Annotated in this window: 17 protein-coding genes and 1 tRNA gene; 4 read left to right on the forward strand and 14 right to left on the reverse strand. The window is 60.7% G+C overall.

What is annotated here, in order from left to right; translation table 11 throughout:
- Positions 1-123 precede the first annotated feature (123 nt).
- From IG629_RS08100 to IG629_RS08160, 13 genes are all read right to left on the reverse strand, one after another.
- Positions 124-1,506, reverse strand: a complete 1,383-nt coding sequence (locus tag IG629_RS08100) for a glucosamine inositolphosphorylceramide transferase family protein (RefSeq protein WP_193171447.1) — start codon at positions 1,504-1,506, stop codon at positions 124-126.
- Positions 1,507-1,852: 346 nt separating this feature from the next.
- The gene (locus IG629_RS08105; RefSeq protein ID WP_193171448.1) at positions 1,853-2,431 is read right to left on the reverse strand and encodes a GNAT family N-acetyltransferase; all 579 of its coding nucleotides are present in this window, start codon (positions 2,429-2,431) and stop codon (positions 1,853-1,855) included.
- Positions 2,432-2,523: 92 nt separating this feature from the next.
- On the reverse strand, positions 2,524-3,873 hold the full coding sequence (locus IG629_RS08110) for an RsmB/NOP family class I SAM-dependent RNA methyltransferase (protein ID WP_193171449.1): 1,350 nt from the start codon (positions 3,871-3,873) through the stop codon (positions 2,524-2,526).
- Positions 3,874-3,927: 54 nt separating this feature from the next.
- On the reverse strand, positions 3,928-5,388 hold the full coding sequence (gene guaB / locus IG629_RS08115) for an IMP dehydrogenase (protein WP_193171450.1): 1,461 nt from the start codon (positions 5,386-5,388) through the stop codon (positions 3,928-3,930).
- 122 nt (positions 5,389-5,510) lie between these two features.
- On the reverse strand, positions 5,511-6,077 hold the full coding sequence (locus IG629_RS08120) for an NADPH-dependent FMN reductase (protein WP_193171451.1): 567 nt from the start codon (positions 6,075-6,077) through the stop codon (positions 5,511-5,513).
- Between the two features lie 75 nt (positions 6,078-6,152).
- A complete protein-coding gene (locus IG629_RS08125; protein WP_193171452.1) occupies positions 6,153-6,584 on the reverse strand; it encodes a GNAT family N-acetyltransferase in 432 nt (143 codons plus the stop codon).
- Positions 6,547-7,314 carry an RlmE family RNA methyltransferase gene (locus IG629_RS08130; protein WP_193171453.1) on the reverse strand — a complete coding sequence of 256 codons (768 nt, stop codon included), beginning with the start codon at positions 7,312-7,314 and terminating at the stop codon, positions 6,547-6,549. The genes IG629_RS08125 and IG629_RS08130 overlap by 38 nt, the downstream gene beginning before the upstream one ends.
- A gap of 47 nt (positions 7,315-7,361) precedes the next feature.
- A complete protein-coding gene (locus tag IG629_RS08135) occupies positions 7,362-8,318 on the reverse strand; it encodes a Ppx/GppA phosphatase family protein (RefSeq protein WP_319025042.1) in 957 nt (318 codons plus the stop codon).
- Positions 8,319-8,667: 349 nt separating this feature from the next.
- On the reverse strand, positions 8,668-9,426 hold the full coding sequence (locus tag IG629_RS08140) for an iron ABC transporter ATP-binding protein (RefSeq protein ID WP_193171455.1): 759 nt from the start codon (positions 9,424-9,426) through the stop codon (positions 8,668-8,670).
- Positions 9,423-10,394 (reverse strand): iron chelate uptake ABC transporter family permease subunit, encoded by a 972-nt coding sequence (locus IG629_RS08145; protein ID WP_193171456.1) that lies wholly within the window; start codon positions 10,392-10,394, stop codon positions 9,423-9,425. The genes IG629_RS08140 and IG629_RS08145 overlap by 4 nt, the downstream gene beginning before the upstream one ends.
- The gene (locus IG629_RS08150) at positions 10,384-11,346 is read right to left on the reverse strand and encodes an ABC transporter permease (protein WP_193171457.1); all 963 of its coding nucleotides are present in this window, start codon (positions 11,344-11,346) and stop codon (positions 10,384-10,386) included. The genes IG629_RS08145 and IG629_RS08150 overlap by 11 nt, the downstream gene beginning before the upstream one ends.
- A gap of 91 nt (positions 11,347-11,437) precedes the next feature.
- The gene (locus tag IG629_RS08155; protein ID WP_226886538.1) at positions 11,438-12,361 is read right to left on the reverse strand and encodes a siderophore ABC transporter substrate-binding protein; all 924 of its coding nucleotides are present in this window, start codon (positions 12,359-12,361) and stop codon (positions 11,438-11,440) included.
- Between the two features lie 162 nt (positions 12,362-12,523).
- The gene (locus tag IG629_RS08160) at positions 12,524-13,501 is read right to left on the reverse strand and encodes an NAD-dependent epimerase/dehydratase family protein (RefSeq protein WP_193171458.1); all 978 of its coding nucleotides are present in this window, start codon (positions 13,499-13,501) and stop codon (positions 12,524-12,526) included.
- 255 nt (positions 13,502-13,756) lie between these two features.
- Between IG629_RS08160 and IG629_RS08165 the strand changes: the two genes are divergently transcribed.
- Positions 13,757-13,830: transfer RNA gene (locus IG629_RS08165), tRNA-Gln, on the forward strand.
- Between the two features lie 91 nt (positions 13,831-13,921).
- On the opposite strand, the gene IG629_RS08170 is transcribed toward IG629_RS08165, so the two are convergent.
- Positions 13,922-15,226, reverse strand: coding sequence for an NtaA/DmoA family FMN-dependent monooxygenase (locus IG629_RS08170; protein ID WP_193171459.1), 1,305 nt, complete (start codon positions 15,224-15,226; stop codon positions 13,922-13,924).
- A 193-nt stretch (positions 15,227-15,419) separates the two neighbouring features.
- Between IG629_RS08170 and IG629_RS08175 the strand changes: the two genes are divergently transcribed.
- The 3 genes from IG629_RS08175 to IG629_RS08185 are packed head-to-tail and all read left to right on the forward strand — an operon-like array spanning position 15,420 to position 18,279.
- On the forward strand, positions 15,420-16,208 hold the full coding sequence (locus IG629_RS08175) for an ABC transporter ATP-binding protein (RefSeq protein WP_193171460.1): 789 nt from the start codon (positions 15,420-15,422) through the stop codon (positions 16,206-16,208).
- Entirely contained in the window at positions 16,205-17,218 is a 1,014-nt protein-coding gene (locus tag IG629_RS08180) for a FecCD family ABC transporter permease (protein ID WP_193171461.1), read from the forward strand. Before IG629_RS08175 ends, IG629_RS08180 begins: the two co-directional genes overlap by 4 nt.
- Positions 17,215-18,279 carry a FecCD family ABC transporter permease gene (locus IG629_RS08185; protein ID WP_193171462.1) on the forward strand — a complete coding sequence of 355 codons (1,065 nt, stop codon included), beginning with the start codon at positions 17,215-17,217 and terminating at the stop codon, positions 18,277-18,279. Before IG629_RS08180 ends, IG629_RS08185 begins: the two co-directional genes overlap by 4 nt.
- Position 18,280: the final 1 nt, after the last annotated feature.

Genomic DNA, 18,280 nt, shown 5'->3' on the forward strand with positions numbered 1-18,280 from the left:
AGGAAACTACCCGAACTGCTGCATTGCGGCAAGGCCGCTTGGCGCAATGCCGGTTTGCCTTAAGAGACGCTGCCTCAGGCTCGTAAACTGAACCCGGACATCGAAAGCGGCTGAGTCGAGTCCTTACCGGCCCGTCTTCTCAAAGCGCGCAAAGTCAAACGCGATCAGCTTGCCTGCAACGGAGAAAGAGTGGGCTCCTGTCGCTCCGTCGAAAAAGCGAGGCGGGATGGTGCAGATCTCGCTCTCACTGAAGGTCTGCTCATCCAGCTCGTCGATCCGGGCAATCCCCATGGCAGCGCCGTAGCTGTCGAATCCCTGCACCTGAAAAACCCTGAAAATATCTCCGTCCTCGATAAACAAACCGCCGTTCCGAGCCTTGCGGCTGTCGAAGATCACCGGGTTTCGGGGATGCGGCGTCCAGCTCTCGGAATCGAATGTATCGGCATGGAAAAGATGCAGTTCGGAATCGTGATCCCCGATCCCTGCGCTATCGATATTCGTCAGCATCCACCATTTGCCGTCATGGCTGAAAATACTGGTATCGGCCGCGTTCACATCCCGCATGATCACTTTGTGAAGCTGCCAGCTATTGGGAAAACCCACACATTTATAGAGCCGTATATCTCCGGCCTCGTGTGTTTCCGGGCACATGTAAAGCTCGCCATCTGCCTCGAACAGATAGGGGTATGACAGGTGGAAGCCTTCCTCCAGCGCCGAGCCCAGATCGTCATACCCGTCATCGCGGAGACGCAGCACCGAGATCTTCCCTCTCCCGTGCGCGTAATCGTAATCCTCGACGAAGCAATAATGAGCACCGTCCCGGAAAATCACGAAAGGATCTGCCAGAAACCGGCCCGGAGGATTTTTGATCACGGCTGCTCGCCGAAGGACCGCCTCTCTCCAGTTCCCGGCGAACTGATAGGCGATACTCCATCGTAGAGACCGCCGCCTTATCCTGCGGAGGATTTTGCCGGACAGATGAAAGGCTGTTCTCGCCAGATACGCCACTTGTTGGACGATCGAGGGGGTGCCGTAGAGCGGGTAGGCATAAGGCACTTTCGGATAGGCTTTCGGCAAGCACCCCGACCGGCCAATTTCTTCCAGCAGCCGGTGCAGGAAGATGTTGGCTTTCCTGTAGAGCTTTGCCTGATTGAAGGCATAGAACGGCGCGGTCCCGATATGCCCTTTAAAGAGGACATCTCCACCGTCGAGCTCGGCGGAGAGTTTCTGGATAACAAATCCAGTGGATGGCGCTCGGTGAAACACCTCCCAGAACCCGGCCGGGCTGCCCCGGTACTCATCGTTATCCCCATGGTGAAACGAGAGAATGCCGAAGGGACAGACGGTGAGGATATCCCCCCTCAATATGCCGCTCCCGCCCCGGATCAGAACATCGATATTGCGTGTCCGTATCGCCGCAACGTCACTCTCCGGATAGCGATAAACCAGCCCGTTGCCTGAAACCTCCGGCGTGACGTAAAGCCTCTCCAGACCGATTTCACCCAAGGATTTTCGGTTGAAAAATCCGGATAAAATCGACGAAACGCGCGTGTTGCCGAGCACAGTCGAGGCAAGGCTCGCGAGCCACCATTCAGCTCGTTGGAGCAAAGCAGCCGAAGCTTTTTCGGCAAGGCTTTTTACGCCTCTTCTTTTGATGAAGTTCAATATTTTCCGGGCTTTAGAGACCTCATCCGTCCGAAACGTTCTTTGAACGATCAGCAGACCGATCTCATAGTCATCCGACTGTCGGCTCTTCTCAATGAGATCGCTGACAAGCCATTCCTGCTCACAATCATCGACAATGTAAGCGGCCTTCAACTTTCCCATGGGGAGCCCCAACGCACGGGTGCCACTAACCTTCAGCGCTCGCAAGACGTTCCTGAAGGGCACGGATATCAGGCCAGCGATAGACCGTCTCTTCCGTCTTCGCACCCATCACGCTGCACTCGACAGGAAGATCGGCAACGCCACCAAGCTGTTCATAAAACGCGATCCCGCCGCGATTTTCGCTCAGTACAGTCAAGACAAGAGCGCCAAAGCTGGCATTGGACAATCCATGCACAACACGCCCCATCAATGCCGTTCCGACACCGAGTCCCTGAAAGCTTGGGTCCACATAGAGGACGTAGATTTCGGCAATCTCGCCCGCTTCGCTACCGGTCGCGGCGATATCCTGCCGGCGCACGCCGCCCTGGCAAAAGCCCACCACCGTGCCGTTCCAGTCGGCCACCTGGAACAGATCGGCATTCCGGTTCTTGGCGATCGCGTTTGACCATTGGCCCGCCGACCGTACCGCGCGCAATTCCAGCAAAACACGGTCGGGGAGAATGCCGACATAGGCATCCTGCCAGGTATCGACCTGCACTCTTGCTACCGCGTTCGCGTCCCCGGGTTGCGCAGGACGTATCTTGATATCTCTCGGATCGGGCATTGCTTTCCTCTCATCGGAACGCATCCTGACCATGATAGTGGAGAGACAGCGCCGTTTAAACGCCGAAACGGCGCGACAAACGTGCCCAGACCTTATTCGGCCACCTCTTCTGCCGCACGACGCTCCAGGATCTGCACAAAGAAACCGTCCGTTCCGTGCTTGTGCGGATAGAGCCTGAGCGCTTCTCCTTGCTCCGGACACTCCCCGCCACCAAGCGGAACAATCGTCTCGGCCCAGACCGTTGCAACATCCAGTGCCTGGAATTCGCCTTCCCGGGCTTCAAGGAAAGCACCGACAATGGCTTCGTTCTCTTCAGGCAGCAGCGAGCAGGTCACATAGGCAAGCCGCCCGCCGGGCTTCACCAGCCGGGCCGCACGTTGCAGGATCACGGCCTGCAGATCATTCAACTCGGCCAGATCCGTCTCGTTATAGCGCCAGCGGGCATCCGGGTTCCGGCGCCAGGTGCCGGTTCCGGAACAGGGAGCATCCACCATGACCCGGTCGAACTTACCAGCGAGCCGCTTCACCCTGCGGTCGCTGCCTTCGGCCAGTACGTGCCTTTCGATATTGTGCAGTCCCGCACGTCGGGTACGGACGCCACAGCGCTCCAGCCGTCCCTCCGACGTATCGAGTGCCAGTACGCGGCCCTTGTTCTCCATCAGACCGCCGATCACGAGACTCTTGCCGCCAGCACCGGCACAGTAATCCGCAACCTGCATGCCCGGCTTGGCGCCAAGCAGCAAAGCGGCGATCTGTGCCCCCTCGTCCTGGACTTCAATAAGGCCGTCCTTGAACAGCTTCAGCCCGTCAATCGGTTTGCGGTCAGCGGACCGGAGACCGAAAGGCGAGAACGGCGTCGGCGTGCACTCGATATCCTGTCTGTACAGGGCCTCACGCACGGATTCCCGATCTGCCTTGTGCAGCGGATTGATCCGGAGATCGAATGGCGCCTCGGTGCCCATGGCGGCAAGCGCGGCTTCCCGCTCGTCACCCAGCACCGGCTCAAGCCTCTTGTAGACCCAGTCTGGCGTCTCCAGACGCACGGCTGCCGGCATGTCAGGGGCACTGTTGAGGATCTGCCCCTTCAGCTTGGACAGCAGCCGCAGCTCCAGCTCGTCCATGACATAGGGCGCATGGTTCTCACCGGAAAAGAGTTCCGTGATCGCCGTTTTCGTCAACTCGTCGACAAGAACCAGATCCGCAAGAACCCGCATGCGCGCTGTCGGGTGTTCGGAAACTCCGGTCCGGCCAAGGTGCCAGTCGACCCGCGACCGGCGCCGGAGCAATCCATACACCCGGTTGCGGACCGCATGCCGGTCCTTCGACCCCGCATAACGCCGTTGCCGGAAATAGCCTTCAAGAACACGATCGACCGGACGCGGATCGGCGTCGGCTTCTTCCATGATCTCGATTGCGGCAAGGAGACGGGCCGCTGGGGTCATCTAAGTTGCTTTCGTTATGCCGGGTATTGCCCCGGACGTTATACCGGACCTGCTTTACATGCTCGGACGGTAATTGGGGGCCTCGCGGGTAATGGTCACGTCATGGACGTGGCTTTCCCGAAGGCCGGCGGAGCTGATTTTCAGGAACTTGCAGTTCCTCTGCATTTCGGCCAGCGTCGCATTGCCAGTATAGCCCATTGCGGCCCGCAACCCACCGATAAGCTGATGCACGACAGCGGAGACCGGTCCCTTGTAAGGCACCTGACCCTCGATCCCTTCCGGAACCAGTTTCAGATTGTCCGATACTTCTTGCTGGAAATAACGATCGGCGGAACCGCGTGCCATGGCACCGAGCGAGCCCATGCCGCGATAGGACTTATAGGACCGGCCCTGGTAAAGGAAGACTTCTCCCGGGCTTTCGTCGGTCCCGGCGAAGAGTGAGCCGATCATGGCGCAGTCGGCGCCGGCCGCAATGGCTTTCGCGAGATCGCCGGAATATTTGATTCCACCGTCGGAAATCACCGGCACTCCGGCCTTGCGGCAGGCTTCAAGCGCCCCGGTAATGGCGGTGAGCTGCGGCACACCGACACCGGCAACCATGCGCGTGGTGCAGATCGAACCCGGACCGATACCGACCTTGACCGCATCGGCGCCCGCATCGATCAGTGCCTGAGCACCGTCCCGCGTGGCGACGTTGCCGGCAATGATCTGGACCTTGTTGCTGAGATTGCGGATCTCTTCGACAGAACCGAGCACACCCTGGGAATGACCGTGCGCGGTATCGACCACAACTATGTCAACCTCCGCATCGATCAGTTCTTCGGCGCGGGCGATGCCGTCCTTGCCCGTTCCCGTCGCGGCAGCAACCCGGAGACGTCCCTGCTCGTCCTTGCAGGCATTCGGGTGGGTGAGCGCCTTGTCCATGTCCTTGACGGTGATCAGGCCGATACATTTGTGATCGCCGTCGACCACCAGCAGCTTTTCGATCCGGTGCTTGTGCAGCAGCGTCCGCGCCTCTTCCGGCGTGACATCCTCTCGCACCGTGATGACCCGCTTGGTCATCAGGTCCTTCACCGGGTGGCTCATGTCGGTCGCGAAGCGCACGTCACGGTGGGTGAGGATGCCGACCAGCTTCCCGGTCTTCGCCTTCACGACCGGAATGCCGCTGATCTTGTAGCGCACCATCAGGTCCATGGCGTCGGCAAGGCTCTGCTCCGGCGCAATGGTCACCGGGTTCACCACCATGCCGGCTTCGAATTTCTTCACCATCCGCACTTCGCCGGCCTGGGCTGTCGCATCCATGTTTTTGTGGATGACGCCGAGGCCTCCGAGCTGTGCCATGCCAATCGCGAGACCGCTTTCGGTCACCGTATCCATGGCTGCGGAGATAACCGGAATCCCGAGTCTGATCGACCGGGTCAGTTGTGTGGACGTATCGACTTGTGTCGGGAGAACCGTCGAAAGAGCCGGTTCAAGAAGGACGTCGTCGAAGGTCAGAGCTTCGCGAATATCCATGGTGCCTCCGTTTGCTGCGGTGGCACGGCGCTATAACACCAGCCCTGCCACCTGCCAAGCACGAAGTGCCTGCGCTCCCGTTACGTTTTAGCAAAGCAGCCATGCGAGACGTTGAACGGAGACTAGCTTGTGGCCGTGATCAGACGTGCCGCAAGTGCATCCAGGCCTTTCTGACCGGCCTCGTTCGCGAGACTACCGTCATCCGCAAAAGCACTCCCGGCGGACGGCACCGTAACGAAGCCCTGCACCGGGATACAGCCGAGTTCACACAGGCAATCCCGCAACCTCGGGATAACGCGCACGCCACCGAGTCGGCCCGGAGAGGCGGCCATCAGGGCGACATGCTTCGACTTCAGCACATCTTCCGGCCCGCCGTCTTTTGACGGCCGGGATACCCAGCTGAAGGTGTTGACCAGAAGAGGCGGCACGAAACCGTTATATTCCGGTGTCGCGATCATCAGCCCGTCATGCCCGGCGATCAGCTTCTTCAGGGCGAGGATATTTTCTGGCACGCCATGCGCGTCTTCGTCGTCACCATGATAGATCGGCGCCGGATAATCGTTGAGGTCGATCAGTGTCGCCTCGCCGCCAGCCTCGCGAACGGCAGCAGCGCCAGCCGCCGCCAGTTTCTTGTTCAAAGACTCCGCGCGCGCACTGCCCGCGAAAACAAGGATCTTCGGATTGCTCATGGGATGATTTCCGTAAAGGAGACGTCTGTCGGATTTTTAAAGTGGGGCTGCTGGAGTGCCAGGCAAGGTTCAGCCCTAGAGGTCGAGGCTGAGATAATAGCGGCTGTTGCCCGTCGGATAGTCCAAAACCCCGAAAACACGAAAGCCCAGCGACTCATAGAAAGGTCGGGCCTGAAAATCATAGGTATCGAGCAGAATCTTGGAGGCCCCGAGTTTGCGTCCTTCCTCGGCAACGGCATCGATGATGCTCCGGCCCCAACCCGTGCCGCGCAAATCCTCATCGAGCCATAGAACGGAGACTTCAATAACGCCGAGATTATTGCGCGCGCCAGCACCGCCCTTGATCGCCCCGGCCGCATCTCGAAGCTCCACCGTAAAATACCGGCTGCTCCAGTCGGACCGTTCCCGGTTAAAGGCAACCAGTCGCTGGTCGATCTCCTCAAGGCCGTCGGTCAGGCCTTCCTCAAGACTAAGCTTCAGGTCCATCTTCATCACGTTCATCTGCATCGGCACCGTCCGCTCTTTCCTCGGCGATGCCCCTGAAGCCTGTGCAAACCACATAAGCTTCCGGTGACTCCGGCCGGCTGGCCGCCGGCTTTGCATGCCTGACGACCCGGAAGGCAAGCTTCATCCGCCGCAGCATCTCTTGCTCACTGCCGCCTTTGAAGACTTTCGCGACGAAACTGCCACCTTCGGCAAGCACCTCAAGCGCGAATTCGAAGGCCGCCTCGCAGAGTGCAGCGGTCCGCAAATGGTCCGTCGGCGCATGGCCGGTGGTAGCGGCGGCCATGTCGCTCAGCACGACATCGACCTGCTCGGGCATCCGTTCCCGCAGGGCCGCAAGCCCCTCATCGGTCATGAAGTCGCCCTGAAACAGGTCAGCGCCCGGCACTGGCTCCATTTCCAGCAGATCAATGCCGATTACGGTGCCTTTGCCCTTGCCGGCCCCGACGATATCCACCGCGATCTGGGTCCAGCCACCCGGCGCCGCGCCAAGATCGACGATCTTCTGGCCGGATTTCAGGAAGTGAAACTTCTCATCGAGCTGTTGCAGCTTGAAAGCCGCTCGGGAGCGATAGCCGAGCTTCTGCGCCTCGACCACATAAGGGTCGTTAAGCTGCCGGCGTAGCCAGCGTTGCGATGAAGGTTTATGCCGGCGCGCATTCTTGAGCTCGACGCTGGTCATCCGGGACCCAGAGCCTCGCCCGCCGCGCCGTCCGCCGCGATTGGTTGTCATGGCCGCTTTAGTGCGCCGGAAGCGGCTGTCCCGTCAACCCATCGTGCCTATTCCGCAGGCAAAACACGCTGCAAAAGATCAACGAGAATGCCTTCGCGCAGTCCCCTGTCCGCGACCCGGAGCCGACCCACGGGCCAACGTTCGCAAATCCCCTGCAGAATGGCGCACCCGGCCACGACAAGATCTGCCCGGTCCGAGCCGATACACGGCATTGCCGCCCGCTCCGTGTACCCGACTGATGCCAGGTGTTCTGCAATCTCCTCCATTTCGGAGAAATCCAGATAGGTACCGTCCACCCGATTCCGCTCATAACGACGGAGATTCATATGCAGACCGGCAAGCGTCGTCACCGTCCCCGAGGTTCCAACCATTTGCACCTGACCGTCGCGGATCGCGGCACCAATGCCGAAGCGGGATTCGAATTCGTCAAGCGCCGTGCGGGATTCCTCGACCATCTTGCGATAGGTGGCCCGGTCAAACCGATCCCCGCCATAACGCTCCGACAGGGTTACCACGCCGAACGGCAGGGAAATCGCGTCGAGCGCGTCGCATCCATTGCCCCTCGTTTCGTTATTTGGCGCCCGGTGCCAGACCAATTCGGTGCTGCCGCCACCGATATCGAAGACCAGCGCGTTCGGGATCTCCGGGTTGAGCAAAGGCAGGCAGCCGGCCAGCGCCAGCGAGGCCTCCTCGTCCGTCGAGATGATCTCGATCTCCAGATCCGTCTCGGAAGCAACCCGTTCCAGAAAGAGGTCGCAATTGCGGGCTTTGCGACAGGCTTCCGTCGCCACGATGCGGGAAAGCGTGACATTCCTCTTGGCCATCTTCCGGGCACAGATTTTCAGTGCCTGAAGCGTCCTGTCCATGGCGTCGGCAGACAGCTCCTGTCGGCTCTGGAGCCCCTGCCCCAGCCGGACGATACGGGAAAAAGCATCAATAACGCGAAAACCTGATCCGTGCGGGACGGCGATCAGCAGCCGGCAATTGTTCGTACCCAAATCCACAGCAGCCAGAACCGGCGGTTGGCCTGGTTTTTTGGTTGCGTGGACGGCAGCGTTCGACGATTTCGGAACATCGCGCCTTACAGGCGGTCGTGACCGCCCAAGGCGCCCTTTTTCCCGATCACCCTCCGTCGAACGTCCTCCCCGCCGCGTCGAAAGCGAACGGCCGGCGGACATGCATCACTCATTTCAAATGGTGCGCCTCCGGCGACCGGAGGCTGTTTCAACGGATAGTGTAATAGGATTATCTAAAATTTCATACAGTACGCGGAACTGAACGCCCGAATTTGTGGGCGATTGATCAAACGCCATTAACTTTATCTGTAATTAGACCGCCTTACGGGATCAGCTCTCAAAGGTAAAAGTGAACGATGGAGCGCCCATCGACTGTCTCGACACGCGCTTCAAGATCGAAAATCTCGTGGATATTGGCCCCGGTCACAATCTCGGCGGGTGTGCCCTGCCGGATCAGCTGACCGTCCCGCATGGCAATGATGAGATCGGAATAACAGGACGCGAAATTGATGTCATGCAGCACCAGCACGACGCTCTTGGAAAGCTCATCAGCGGCCCGGCGGAAAAGCTGCATCATCGCGACGGCATGCTTCATGTCGAGATTGTTGAGGGGCTCGTCAAGCAACACATATTTGGTGTCCTGACACAGTACCATGGCGATGAAGGCCCGCTGACGCTGCCCGCCGGAGAGTTCATCGAGAAACCGGTGCGTGAGGTCAGCCAGACCGAGATAGGAAATCGACCGCTCGACATGCGCGAGATCATCGGAGGTCGGACGCCCCTTCGAATGGGGATAACGCCCGAAAGCAACGAGATCGCGCACGGTCAGCCGGGCTGTGAGGTGATTGTCCTGGCGCAGGATGGAGAGCTTTTTCGCCATCGCATCGCCATCCGCCGTCAGGATATCCATGCCATCGACCGTGACCTGACCGGAGGACATCGGCAGCAGGCGGCTGATCATGGACAGGAAGGTCGACTTTCCGGCGCCGTTCGGCCCGATAATCGAGGTCACCCCGCTGGCCGGAAGACTGGACGTCACGCCGCGAACAACGTCCGAGCCGCCGTAGGATTTCGTGACGTTGCTGACTTCGATCATCGTGCCCCCCGCATTACGATCATCATGATGAACACGATCCCGCCGGCAAATTCGATCACGATCGACAGGGCGCTGTCATAGGCAAGGACGCGCTCCAGAAACAACTGCCCGCCGACAAGGCAGGTAATCGCCAGGAACGCCGCTCCCGGCAGGATCAGGATATGACGGTGACTCGGAACCAGCATGTAGGCGAGGTTCGCGACGAGCAACCCGAAGAAGGTCACCGGACCGACAAGCGCGGTCGAGACCGAAACCAGAATGGTGACCATGGCGAGCGTCAGCGTCACCATGCGCCGATGGTTCACACCGAGATTGATCGCCGTCTCGCGCCCGAGCGCCATGACATCGAAAACATTCCGCATCCGCCAGGCAGCCAGAGAAACCAGCAGCACCAGGGTTGCGGCAACCGACAAAAGCTCGGGATTCGCCCGGTTGAAACTCGCAAACAGGGTGTCCTGCAGGATGAGAAACTCGTCCGGATCGATAACCCGGCGCAGGAAGGATGACAGGCTCCTGAACAGGAGGCCGAAGATGATCCCGCTCAGCAGCATCAGGTGCAGCTCGCGCACCCCGCCCCGGAACAACCAACTGAACAGAAGTCCGGCAAAGACCGTCATCGCGGCGGTCTGAACCAGGAACAGGCCGCTCGGCGGCAACCCCGTCAGGAACGTCGCCCCGAAGAAGAAGGCGATGCTCGTCTGAATCAGGATGAAAAGCGCATCGAAACCCATGATCGACGGCGTCAGGATGCGGTTTCCGGTGATCGTGTGGAACAGCACGGTGGAGACCGCGATGGCGTAGCCGACCAATGCCATGGTCGCGATTTTCAAACCGCGGAACGGCAGGATAAAGCCCCAGTTGCCTTTCACGCCGACCGTCATGAAAAGCGCTACAGACAGGCACGCAAGCCCTGCCAGAAGCGTCAGCGCGAGCGCCGGAGTCCATATCCGCTTGGTGTCATTCCCCATATCCGCGCCTCCGCAGCAGGAAGTAGAGGAAGAGGCCGCTGCCGATCACACCCATAATCGTGCCGATCGGAATTTCGTACGGCGCGATGACGAGCCGGGCGAGGATATCGCAGGAAATAACGAGCGCGGCTCCAAGGAGGGCGACCCAGGGCAGCGTGCGTCGCAGATTGTCACCAATGACAAGCCGGATGATGTTCGGCACGACGAGACCGAGAAACGGAATGACCCCGCAAGTCACCACGACCGTTGCCGTCACCAGGGACACGATCACCATCCCGAAAGCCATGACCTTGCGGTAATCGAGGCCCAGATTGGTTGTGAAATCCTGTCCGAGACCGGCGACGGTAAATCTGTCCGCCGCGACATAGGCAACGCATGTCAGGCCGAACGAGATCCAGAGCAACTCGTACCGCCCCCGCAAAATCGCCGAAAAATCGCCGATCATGTAGGCGTTGAGCGACTGAAGCAGATCGTGGCGGAAGGCAACGAAGTTCGTTCCGGCCTCGATGACGCCGCCCAGCATGAGCCCGATCAGCGGTACGATGAACTCGCTTCTCAGCGGCACCCGCCGAAGGATGCCGAGGAAGACCGCCGTGCCAGCCAGAGCAAAGGCAGCAGCCACCAGCATCTTCAGGATCACCGGCAATCCGGGCGCCAGCAGCATCACCACGAGAAGACCGAGGCTTGCAGATTCAACGGTGCCCGCTGTCGACGGCTCGACAAAGCGGTTGCGCACCAGCATCTGCATGATCAACCCGGCAACGGCGAGGGCAGCACCGGCAAGAACCAGTGCCAGGGTTCGTGGCACCCGGCTGACCATCAGCATCTCGAAGGCATGCGCAGATGTCGCGGGGTCCAGAAGCGTCATCGGCGTCACATCGCTGACACCGACGAAAAGACTGAGGACACCCAGGGCAACCACGCAGAGGCAGGCTAAAACAAAATACTTCAAGGCACTCTTCGGTCAGACAGAGGGGCCATGGACGCAGATAGGCCGTCCTAGGACGGCCTATGTACCCGATTTAACCAATTTCTCGGAGAGACTATTTGGCTTTCAAGGCGCCTGCAATCTCATCGACATTCATCTGAAGGGCCTGAAGACCAGTGCCGGCAAGATACCAGTTCCCCGCGTTCACATAGACAATGTGTCCCGCCTTCCAGGCCTTCGTCTTGTGGATGATCTCGTTATCCAGCATCGCCGCTGCGGACTGCGCCTCACGGCCAATAGCCGCGTCCCGGTCCACGACGAACAGCCAGTCGGGATCTGTTTCCAGAAGGAATTCGAACGAAATCGGCTGACCATGCAGTCCCGTTCCCAGATCCTCAACTGCCGGCTTGAAGCCATAGACATCGTACAGAACCGAAAAGCGCGAGCCCGGTCCGTGCGCGCTCATCTTGCCCCCGGTCGTGATCATCGCAAGCGCGGTTCCCGCCTTGCCGGCAAGCGCCTGCAATTCAGCCGTGGAGCTTTCAAGTTTGTCCACCAGCGCCCGCACCTCAGCTTCCTTGCCGAAAACCTTCCCAAGCGTCAGGGCGTTCCGCTTGGCATCCTCGATATGATTATCCCAACCGGCGGAGAGATCGATCGTCGGCGCGATCTTCGACAGATCGTCATAATTCCTTGAAGAACGCCCGCCGACGATGACGAGGTCGGGCTCCGCGGCAACAACGGCTTCGTAATCCGGCTCAAACAGAGAGCCTACATTCAGATAGCTACCGGACGCGTATTTAGCCAGATGCTCCGGCTTGGGCCCGCCGGGAACGCCCGTCACCTCGACACCGATCGCGTCCAGCACATCCAATGCGCTCAGATTAAAGACCAGGACCTTTTCCGGGATCGCCGGAAGAGTTGTCGTGCCCTTTGCATGCTCGACGACCACCTCTTGGGCAAACGCGGTGGAAACCCCGATTGTCACCGCCAGGATGGTTGCGCAGGCGAGAGCACTGCGGCGCATAGTTGAGAACAAGGGATATCTCCTTTGTCGCGGGTCAACAAAGAGGACGGGAACTGACACGCCCGCCCCTATAATTGGAAACTGGAATATTCTTGCCGTGACCAACCAAGCACGGCGTTCATATTCGGTATACCCACATTTATCAAAGGATGTACGCTTTTCGCCGGCCCCTTCTCAGAGCGGGTCGACCTCCTGTCGCGCCACTTTATCCGCCACCCATTCGTAGGTTTTTTCCAGTCCCTCGCGCAGCGCCGCACTCGGCGCCCAGCCCAACTCGGCCCGGATTAGATTATTGTCGGAATTCCGGCCACGCACACCGAGTGGCCCCGGCACATGGCGCTTCGTAAGTGACTTTCCGGCAATTTCGCAGACCATGTCGACCAGCCGGTTGATGCTGACCATCTCGTCGGAGCCGATATTCACGGGGCCGGCGAATTCGGACCGGGTGAGCCGCAGCACGCCTTCCAGGCATTCGTCGATATAGAGGAAGGAGCGGGTCTGCTCTCCATCGCCCCAGATTTCGATCTCACCGCCATCCGGCGCCTCAGCAACCTTCCGGCAAATCGCCGCCGGGGCCTTTTCCCGGCCGTCGTTCCAGGACCCTTCCGGGCCGAAGATGTTGTGGAACCGGGCGATGCGGCATTCGAGGCCATGATTGCGCTGATAGGAGAGGTAAAGCCGCTCGCTGAAAAGCTTCTCCCAGCCATATTCGCTATCCGGATTGGCCGGATAGGCGCTGTCCTCGCGGCAGTTCGGATTGTCCGGATCCTGCTGGTTCTCCTGCGGATAGATGCAGGCCGAGGAGGAATAGAACACGCGCTTGATGCCATGCCGGTTGCAGATATCGGCGACATTCAGGTTGATCGCCGCGGAATTGTGCATGACGTCGGCATCATGATCGCCGGTGAAGATGTATCCGGCACCGCCCATATCCGCCGCGAGCTGGTAAACTTCGTCAAACTTACGGTCGATCGCCGCCCGGACATTGCCGGGCTCGCGCAGATCCGCGACGACGAAATCGTCGGCCTCGGTCCTGGCATAGCGCGGATGCTTCAGGTCGACACCCCGCACCCAGCATCCCTCGGCCTTGAGTCGGCGCACCAGATGGCTGCCTATAAAGCCGCCCGCCCCGAGCACGAGAACCTGTTTCATACGGAGATTGCCTCTCTCACCAGACTGAATTGCGCGTTAACCAGCCGCTCCGGAAAACCATTCAAGGCGCGGATATTATGACCGGAAAGTGTAGAAAGTATGACTGCCGATGCAAAGCGCCGGTGCTGCCTTAACGCCGCATTTCGGGAGCTTGAAGGACAGATCGCATAATGGCCGATTTTGGCCTTGCCATCCGCAATCAAGCTCGCTAATTTCCGCCCCCTGCCGCGAACGCACTCGATGCGACGGTCCCGTTGGGGGATAGTTTAACGGTAGAACTGCGGACTCTGACTCCGTCAGTCCTGGTTCGAATCCAGGTCCCCCAGCCAACTCCCTGAAAACGAGCGATAAGCGACGGGTCGGCAAAGATCCCGTTCCGCTCGTCAGCCTGACACCCTCTCTAGTGCGTCGATTCCACCGTCACTCTTCCAGATGATCCAGGAAGGTCTTTCCGGAATAGTCGCTGCGGAACAGTCTCATCTCGGCCAGGCGTGGGACGAGTTCATCCAGCACCAGGTGCATGGATGAAACGGATCCGCCCGGAACCGCGATGAAACCGTCGATCGCACCCGCGCTCTGCCACTTCACAATCTCCGCGACGGCATCGTCGACGGTGCCGATGATCTGCCAGTGCGCCGAGCCGATCACTTCCGGTCGGGTCAGCAAGTCGGCCACGGTCGGCTCCTCACGCAGAATGAGACGGCGCAGCAGTTCCGCATGGGTCCGGCTGCGCAGTTTTTCCGGTAGCGGCGGCAGATCCGCGGCGGTGACCCGCTGCTGCTGTGGCCAGTCACGCAGGTCGAGCCCGGTCATTGCCAGAATCGAGTCGAGTTTGCGCGCGCTGTCCATCCGGTTGTGGGTTTCCTTGAATAGCGCGGCCGCCTCTTTCCGGCTTTGCGCCAAATAGAGGCTGAGACCGGGCATGAGCCGGATATCGCTCGCCTTGCGCCCATGTTCTTCAGCGCGCCGGCGAAGATCCTGGCGCAGTTCGGTTGCCGCCTCGATGTCCGGCGTCGAGGCGAAGATCGCGTCGGCCACAGAGGAGGCGAAGTTTCGCCCGTCCGGCGAGGCGCCGGCCTGGACAAGCGGGATCCGCGTATTCCCAAATGCGGGCAGGTTCAGCGGTCCCTTGACCCGCAGATGCGTACCGTCGTGATCTATTGGCCTGACCTGCGTGGAGTCGGCATAGCGGCCGCTGGAGCGGTCCGTAAGGAGCGCGTCCGCGGGATAGCTTTCCCAAAGCCGTCGCACAATTTCGGCGAACTCGGCCGCCCGCTCATACCGTTCCTGCGCGGACGGCATTTCGGACAAACCGAAATTCTCGTTTCCGTCCAGCGCGGTGACGATGTTCCAGCCCACCCGCCCCCCACTGATCCAGTTGAGCGACTGCAACTGCCGCGCCACCACATAGGGCGGAACGAAGGTCGTGGAGATGGTCGTCAGCAGACCGATGCGGGAGGTTTCACGGGCGATCGAGGCAAGCTGGATCGTCGGGTCGAGACTACCGAAACCGGGGCCGCTCTCCAGTGCCTCCACATTCAGGAAAAGAGAGTCGGGCCGGAAGACGAAATCGAGCTTTGCCGCCTCCGATCTTTTGGCGATATCCAAAGCGTAATCACTGGAATAAACTTGCTCTATCTCGCTATCCGAACGTCGCCAGGCATCGCCGCTGAGCCAGGTCGGAGCGAGGGACATCCCGATACGGAGCTTCTCTCGGACACTCATGGTGGTGAACCTTTCAGACGATCTGTCTATGGCACGATTGGCGTTCCAGAATGCGGAATGGATAACGCATTGCTGACGGTATTACACTTCTTTATGACTTCTCTCCAAGTCCTTCACAGGTGCAAATCCGGAGCAGCAATTGACGGTCGGAACAGCGCGCCCAATCGGCGCGGTAGCATGACGGAGCGGTGCTTTGCTTGAGGCAACGGATGTAACGGCTTCCTATGGGGACGCGCCGATTCTGCACGGTCTCACGACCGGTTTCGCGGCGGGACGGCTGACCGCCCTGATCGGACCGAACGGCTGCGGCAAATCCACCTTCCTGAAGACCGTCATGGGCTTCATGCCGCAATCGACCGGCTCGATCACCCTCGACGGCATACCAATCGAAACGATGGGGCGGCGCTCCCTTGCCCGCCGCGTCGCCTATCTGCCGCAGGAGAGCTACTGCCCGGATTATCTGGCGCTCGGAGAGCTGATCGAGCTTGCCGGCTATGCCCGCTATTCGTTGCTCGGTGGCCCCTCTGCACGCGACAGGCAATTGTTCCACGACGCGCTCGACATTGTCGGGCTTGCCGATCTGGTCCACCGGCCTGTCAGCGAACTTTCCGGCGGGCAGCGTCAGCGCGCCTGGATCGCCATGGTGCTGGCGCAGGACGCCGAGCTCATCCTGATGGACGAGCCGGTGAACCATCTCGACATGAAGTATCAGTATGCCGTGCTGGAACTGATCCGGGACCTCACGGTCCGGCACGGCAAGACCATTGTCGCCGTGCTGCACGACCTGAACCTGACAGCCGCTTTCGCCGACGACGTGGTGATGCTGCGCGACGGCCGGGTCGAGGCGGCCGGACCGGTCAGGGACACCGTCACCCGGGCCAATGTCGAGCGGGTCTTCGACTTCCAGGCCGATATCTTCTCCCACCAGGGCCGGCTGGTATGCCTCCCCTTCGGCTCCAGCCCCGCCCCGGCCGCAGAATGAGCCGGCGGCAACTCTTCTGGGCGGGCGCTTTCGGCAGTCTCCTGCTGAGCCTCTTGCTTAATCTTTCCGTCGGTGCCGGGGCGATCGGCCCGGGCACGGTTTTCGATGCGATCTTTCGCTTCGATCCGGAGACCTACGAGCATTTCGTCGTGCTTTACCAGAGGGTGCCGCGCGCCCTCATCGCGCTGCAGGTCGGCGCGACCATGGCCTGCGCCGGTGCAGTCCTGCAGGGGCTGACGCGCAACCCGCTGGCTGCACCGGCAACGCTCGGTATCAGTGCCGGGGCGACCGTCGCCGTGCTGATCGGCGTCTATCTGTTCGATCTGGGTATGCAGGCCCAGGGCCTCTCCGCTCTTGCAGGAGGTTTGCTTGGCTTCCTCTGCTGCCTCGCAGTCGCGCGTCTGGTCGCGCGCTCACGGGATCCGCGGGGCCTGACGCTGATCCTCTCCGGCGCGCTCGTCTCGATGCTGCTATTCGGGATCGCCAACGCCCTGCTCCTGTCCGACCCGTCACGGCGCACCGACTTCCTTGCCTGGGTTACCGGCAACATCAATCATTTCTACGCTGATCGCCTTGCCATGTTCTGGTGGATCGGGGCGCTGGCACTGCTTCTCCTCCTGATCCTGGCGCGCCCGCTGACCCTGATCACCATCGGAGCGGAAAAAGCCGCAGCGGCGGGGGTCAACGTTCCCGTCGTCACCGGAGCGGCGTTGATCGCTGTTGCCTTCGCGGCCTCCTCTTCCGTTGCGATCTGCGGGCCCGTCGCCTTCATCGGGCTGGTCGTGCCGCACATTGTCCGCCCCTTCGTCGGCGGCGCCTTCGGTCTGATCCTGCCCGCCGCGGCCGTGACGGGAGCCGTTGTCTGCCTGCTCGCGGATCTCTTTGCCCGGACGGCCTTTGCCCCCTACCTGCTACATACGGGACTGGTGATGGATCTGCTCGGCGGCGCGGTCTTCATCCTGATCGTCAAGCGCCGCTACCTGACCGCCAGAACCCGGAGGCCGGCATGAAACGGGCGCTCTCAAGTGGCGGCAGAAAGGTGCTGCGCTGGAACTCCGGGCTTGAGATCCGACTCGATACGCTCTGGGCCGCCCTGCTTCTGGTCGCGGCAGGGCTGGGTTTTTCCGGCCTCGCAATAAATGTCGGCGCAACGCGGACCGGCATCTCGGATTTCATCGGCCTGCTCTCCGGCGCCACGCTGAACGAAAACCAGCTTTTCGCGCTGCTTGACGTCCGGCTGCCGCGGCTGGTTCTCGGCTTCATGGCTGGATGGTGCGTCGCCATCACCGGCGCGATGCTGCAATCCCTATCGCAAAACCCGCTCGCCGATCCGGGTCTGCTCGGCCTCAGCCAGGGCGCCATGGTAACGATCCTGCTGCTGCTGGTGTTCGCTCCGGCGGCACCGATCGGCCTTGTCCCGGTCGTCGCAATCCTCGGCGGGCTCGGGGTGGCTGTCCTGCTGATCTGGCTCACCGGCGGCGGGCATTCCGACGGCCTGGCAATCCTGCTGATGGGCATCGCGGTCGAAACGGTACTGTCCTCCATCACCTCGATCATGATCCTCTACCTGCCGCCGGAGACCTCCTTTGCAGTATCGGACTGGCTGGCCGGATCGCTGTTTCAGGCGAGCTGGGGCAACATTGCAGCGCTCGCTCCCTGGGTCGCCCTCAGCCTGCCCGCGATAATCCTGCTGGGGCGGGTGCTCTCCTGCTACGATCTCGGCGAGGAAACGGCGATGTCGCTCGGCGAGCCGGTACCGCGTTCGAAACCGGTAATCCTCTTCACCTCCGTGCTCCTGACATCCGCCGCCGTGACCGCAGTCGGGCCTCTGGCCTTTCTCGGTGTGATGGCGCCGCATCTGGCAAATGCCCTGGCCCCGGCCACCGGACGGGCACGGCTGGTCCTTTCCGGTCTGACAGGCGGTGTTCTGGTCGTCGGCGCCGATGCCCTGACACGCGGCTTCGCCGGAGATATTGCCATTCCGATCGGCCTCGCCCTGACCCTGCTCGGCGTTCCGCTCTTTGTCATTTCCATGCGGCTGAGAGCCGTCCTCACCCTGCAGCGCAATTGAG

Origin of the sequence: Nisaea nitritireducens (genome assembly GCF_014904795.1) — a bacterium.
In the GTDB taxonomy this organism is placed as follows: domain Bacteria; phylum Pseudomonadota; class Alphaproteobacteria; order Thalassobaculales; family Thalassobaculaceae; genus Nisaea; species Nisaea nitritireducens.

Coding starts and splice junctions, on each gene's coding strand:
- IG629_RS08105 (WP_193171448.1), bottom strand. CDS start 2,431: ATGCCCGATCCGAGAGATATCAAGATACGTCCTGCGCAACCCGGGGAC.
- IG629_RS08110 (WP_193171449.1), bottom strand. CDS start 3,873: ATGACCCCAGCGGCCCGTCTCCTTGCCGCAATCGAGATCATGGAAGAA.
- guaB (WP_193171450.1), bottom strand. CDS start 5,388: ATGGATATTCGCGAAGCTCTGACCTTCGACGACGTCCTTCTTGAACCG.
- IG629_RS08120 (WP_193171451.1), bottom strand. CDS start 6,077: ATGAGCAATCCGAAGATCCTTGTTTTCGCGGGCAGTGCGCGCGCGGAG.
- IG629_RS08125 (WP_193171452.1), bottom strand. CDS start 6,584: ATGCAGATGAACGTGATGAAGATGGACCTGAAGCTTAGTCTTGAGGAA.
- IG629_RS08130 (WP_193171453.1), bottom strand. CDS start 7,314: ATGACAACCAATCGCGGCGGACGGCGCGGCGGGCGAGGCTCTGGGTCC.
- IG629_RS08140 (WP_193171455.1), bottom strand. CDS start 9,426: ATGATCGAAGTCAGCAACGTCACGAAATCCTACGGCGGCTCGGACGTT.
- IG629_RS08145 (WP_193171456.1), bottom strand. CDS start 10,394: ATGGGGAATGACACCAAGCGGATATGGACTCCGGCGCTCGCGCTGACG.
- IG629_RS08160 (WP_193171458.1), bottom strand. CDS start 13,501: ATGAAACAGGTTCTCGTGCTCGGGGCGGGCGGCTTTATAGGCAGCCAT.
- IG629_RS08170 (WP_193171459.1), bottom strand. CDS start 15,226: ATGAGTGTCCGAGAGAAGCTCCGTATCGGGATGTCCCTCGCTCCGACC.
- IG629_RS08180 (WP_193171461.1), top strand. CDS start 16,205: ATGAGCCGGCGGCAACTCTTCTGGGCGGGCGCTTTCGGCAGTCTCCTG.
- IG629_RS08185 (WP_193171462.1), top strand. CDS start 17,215: ATGAAACGGGCGCTCTCAAGTGGCGGCAGAAAGGTGCTGCGCTGGAAC.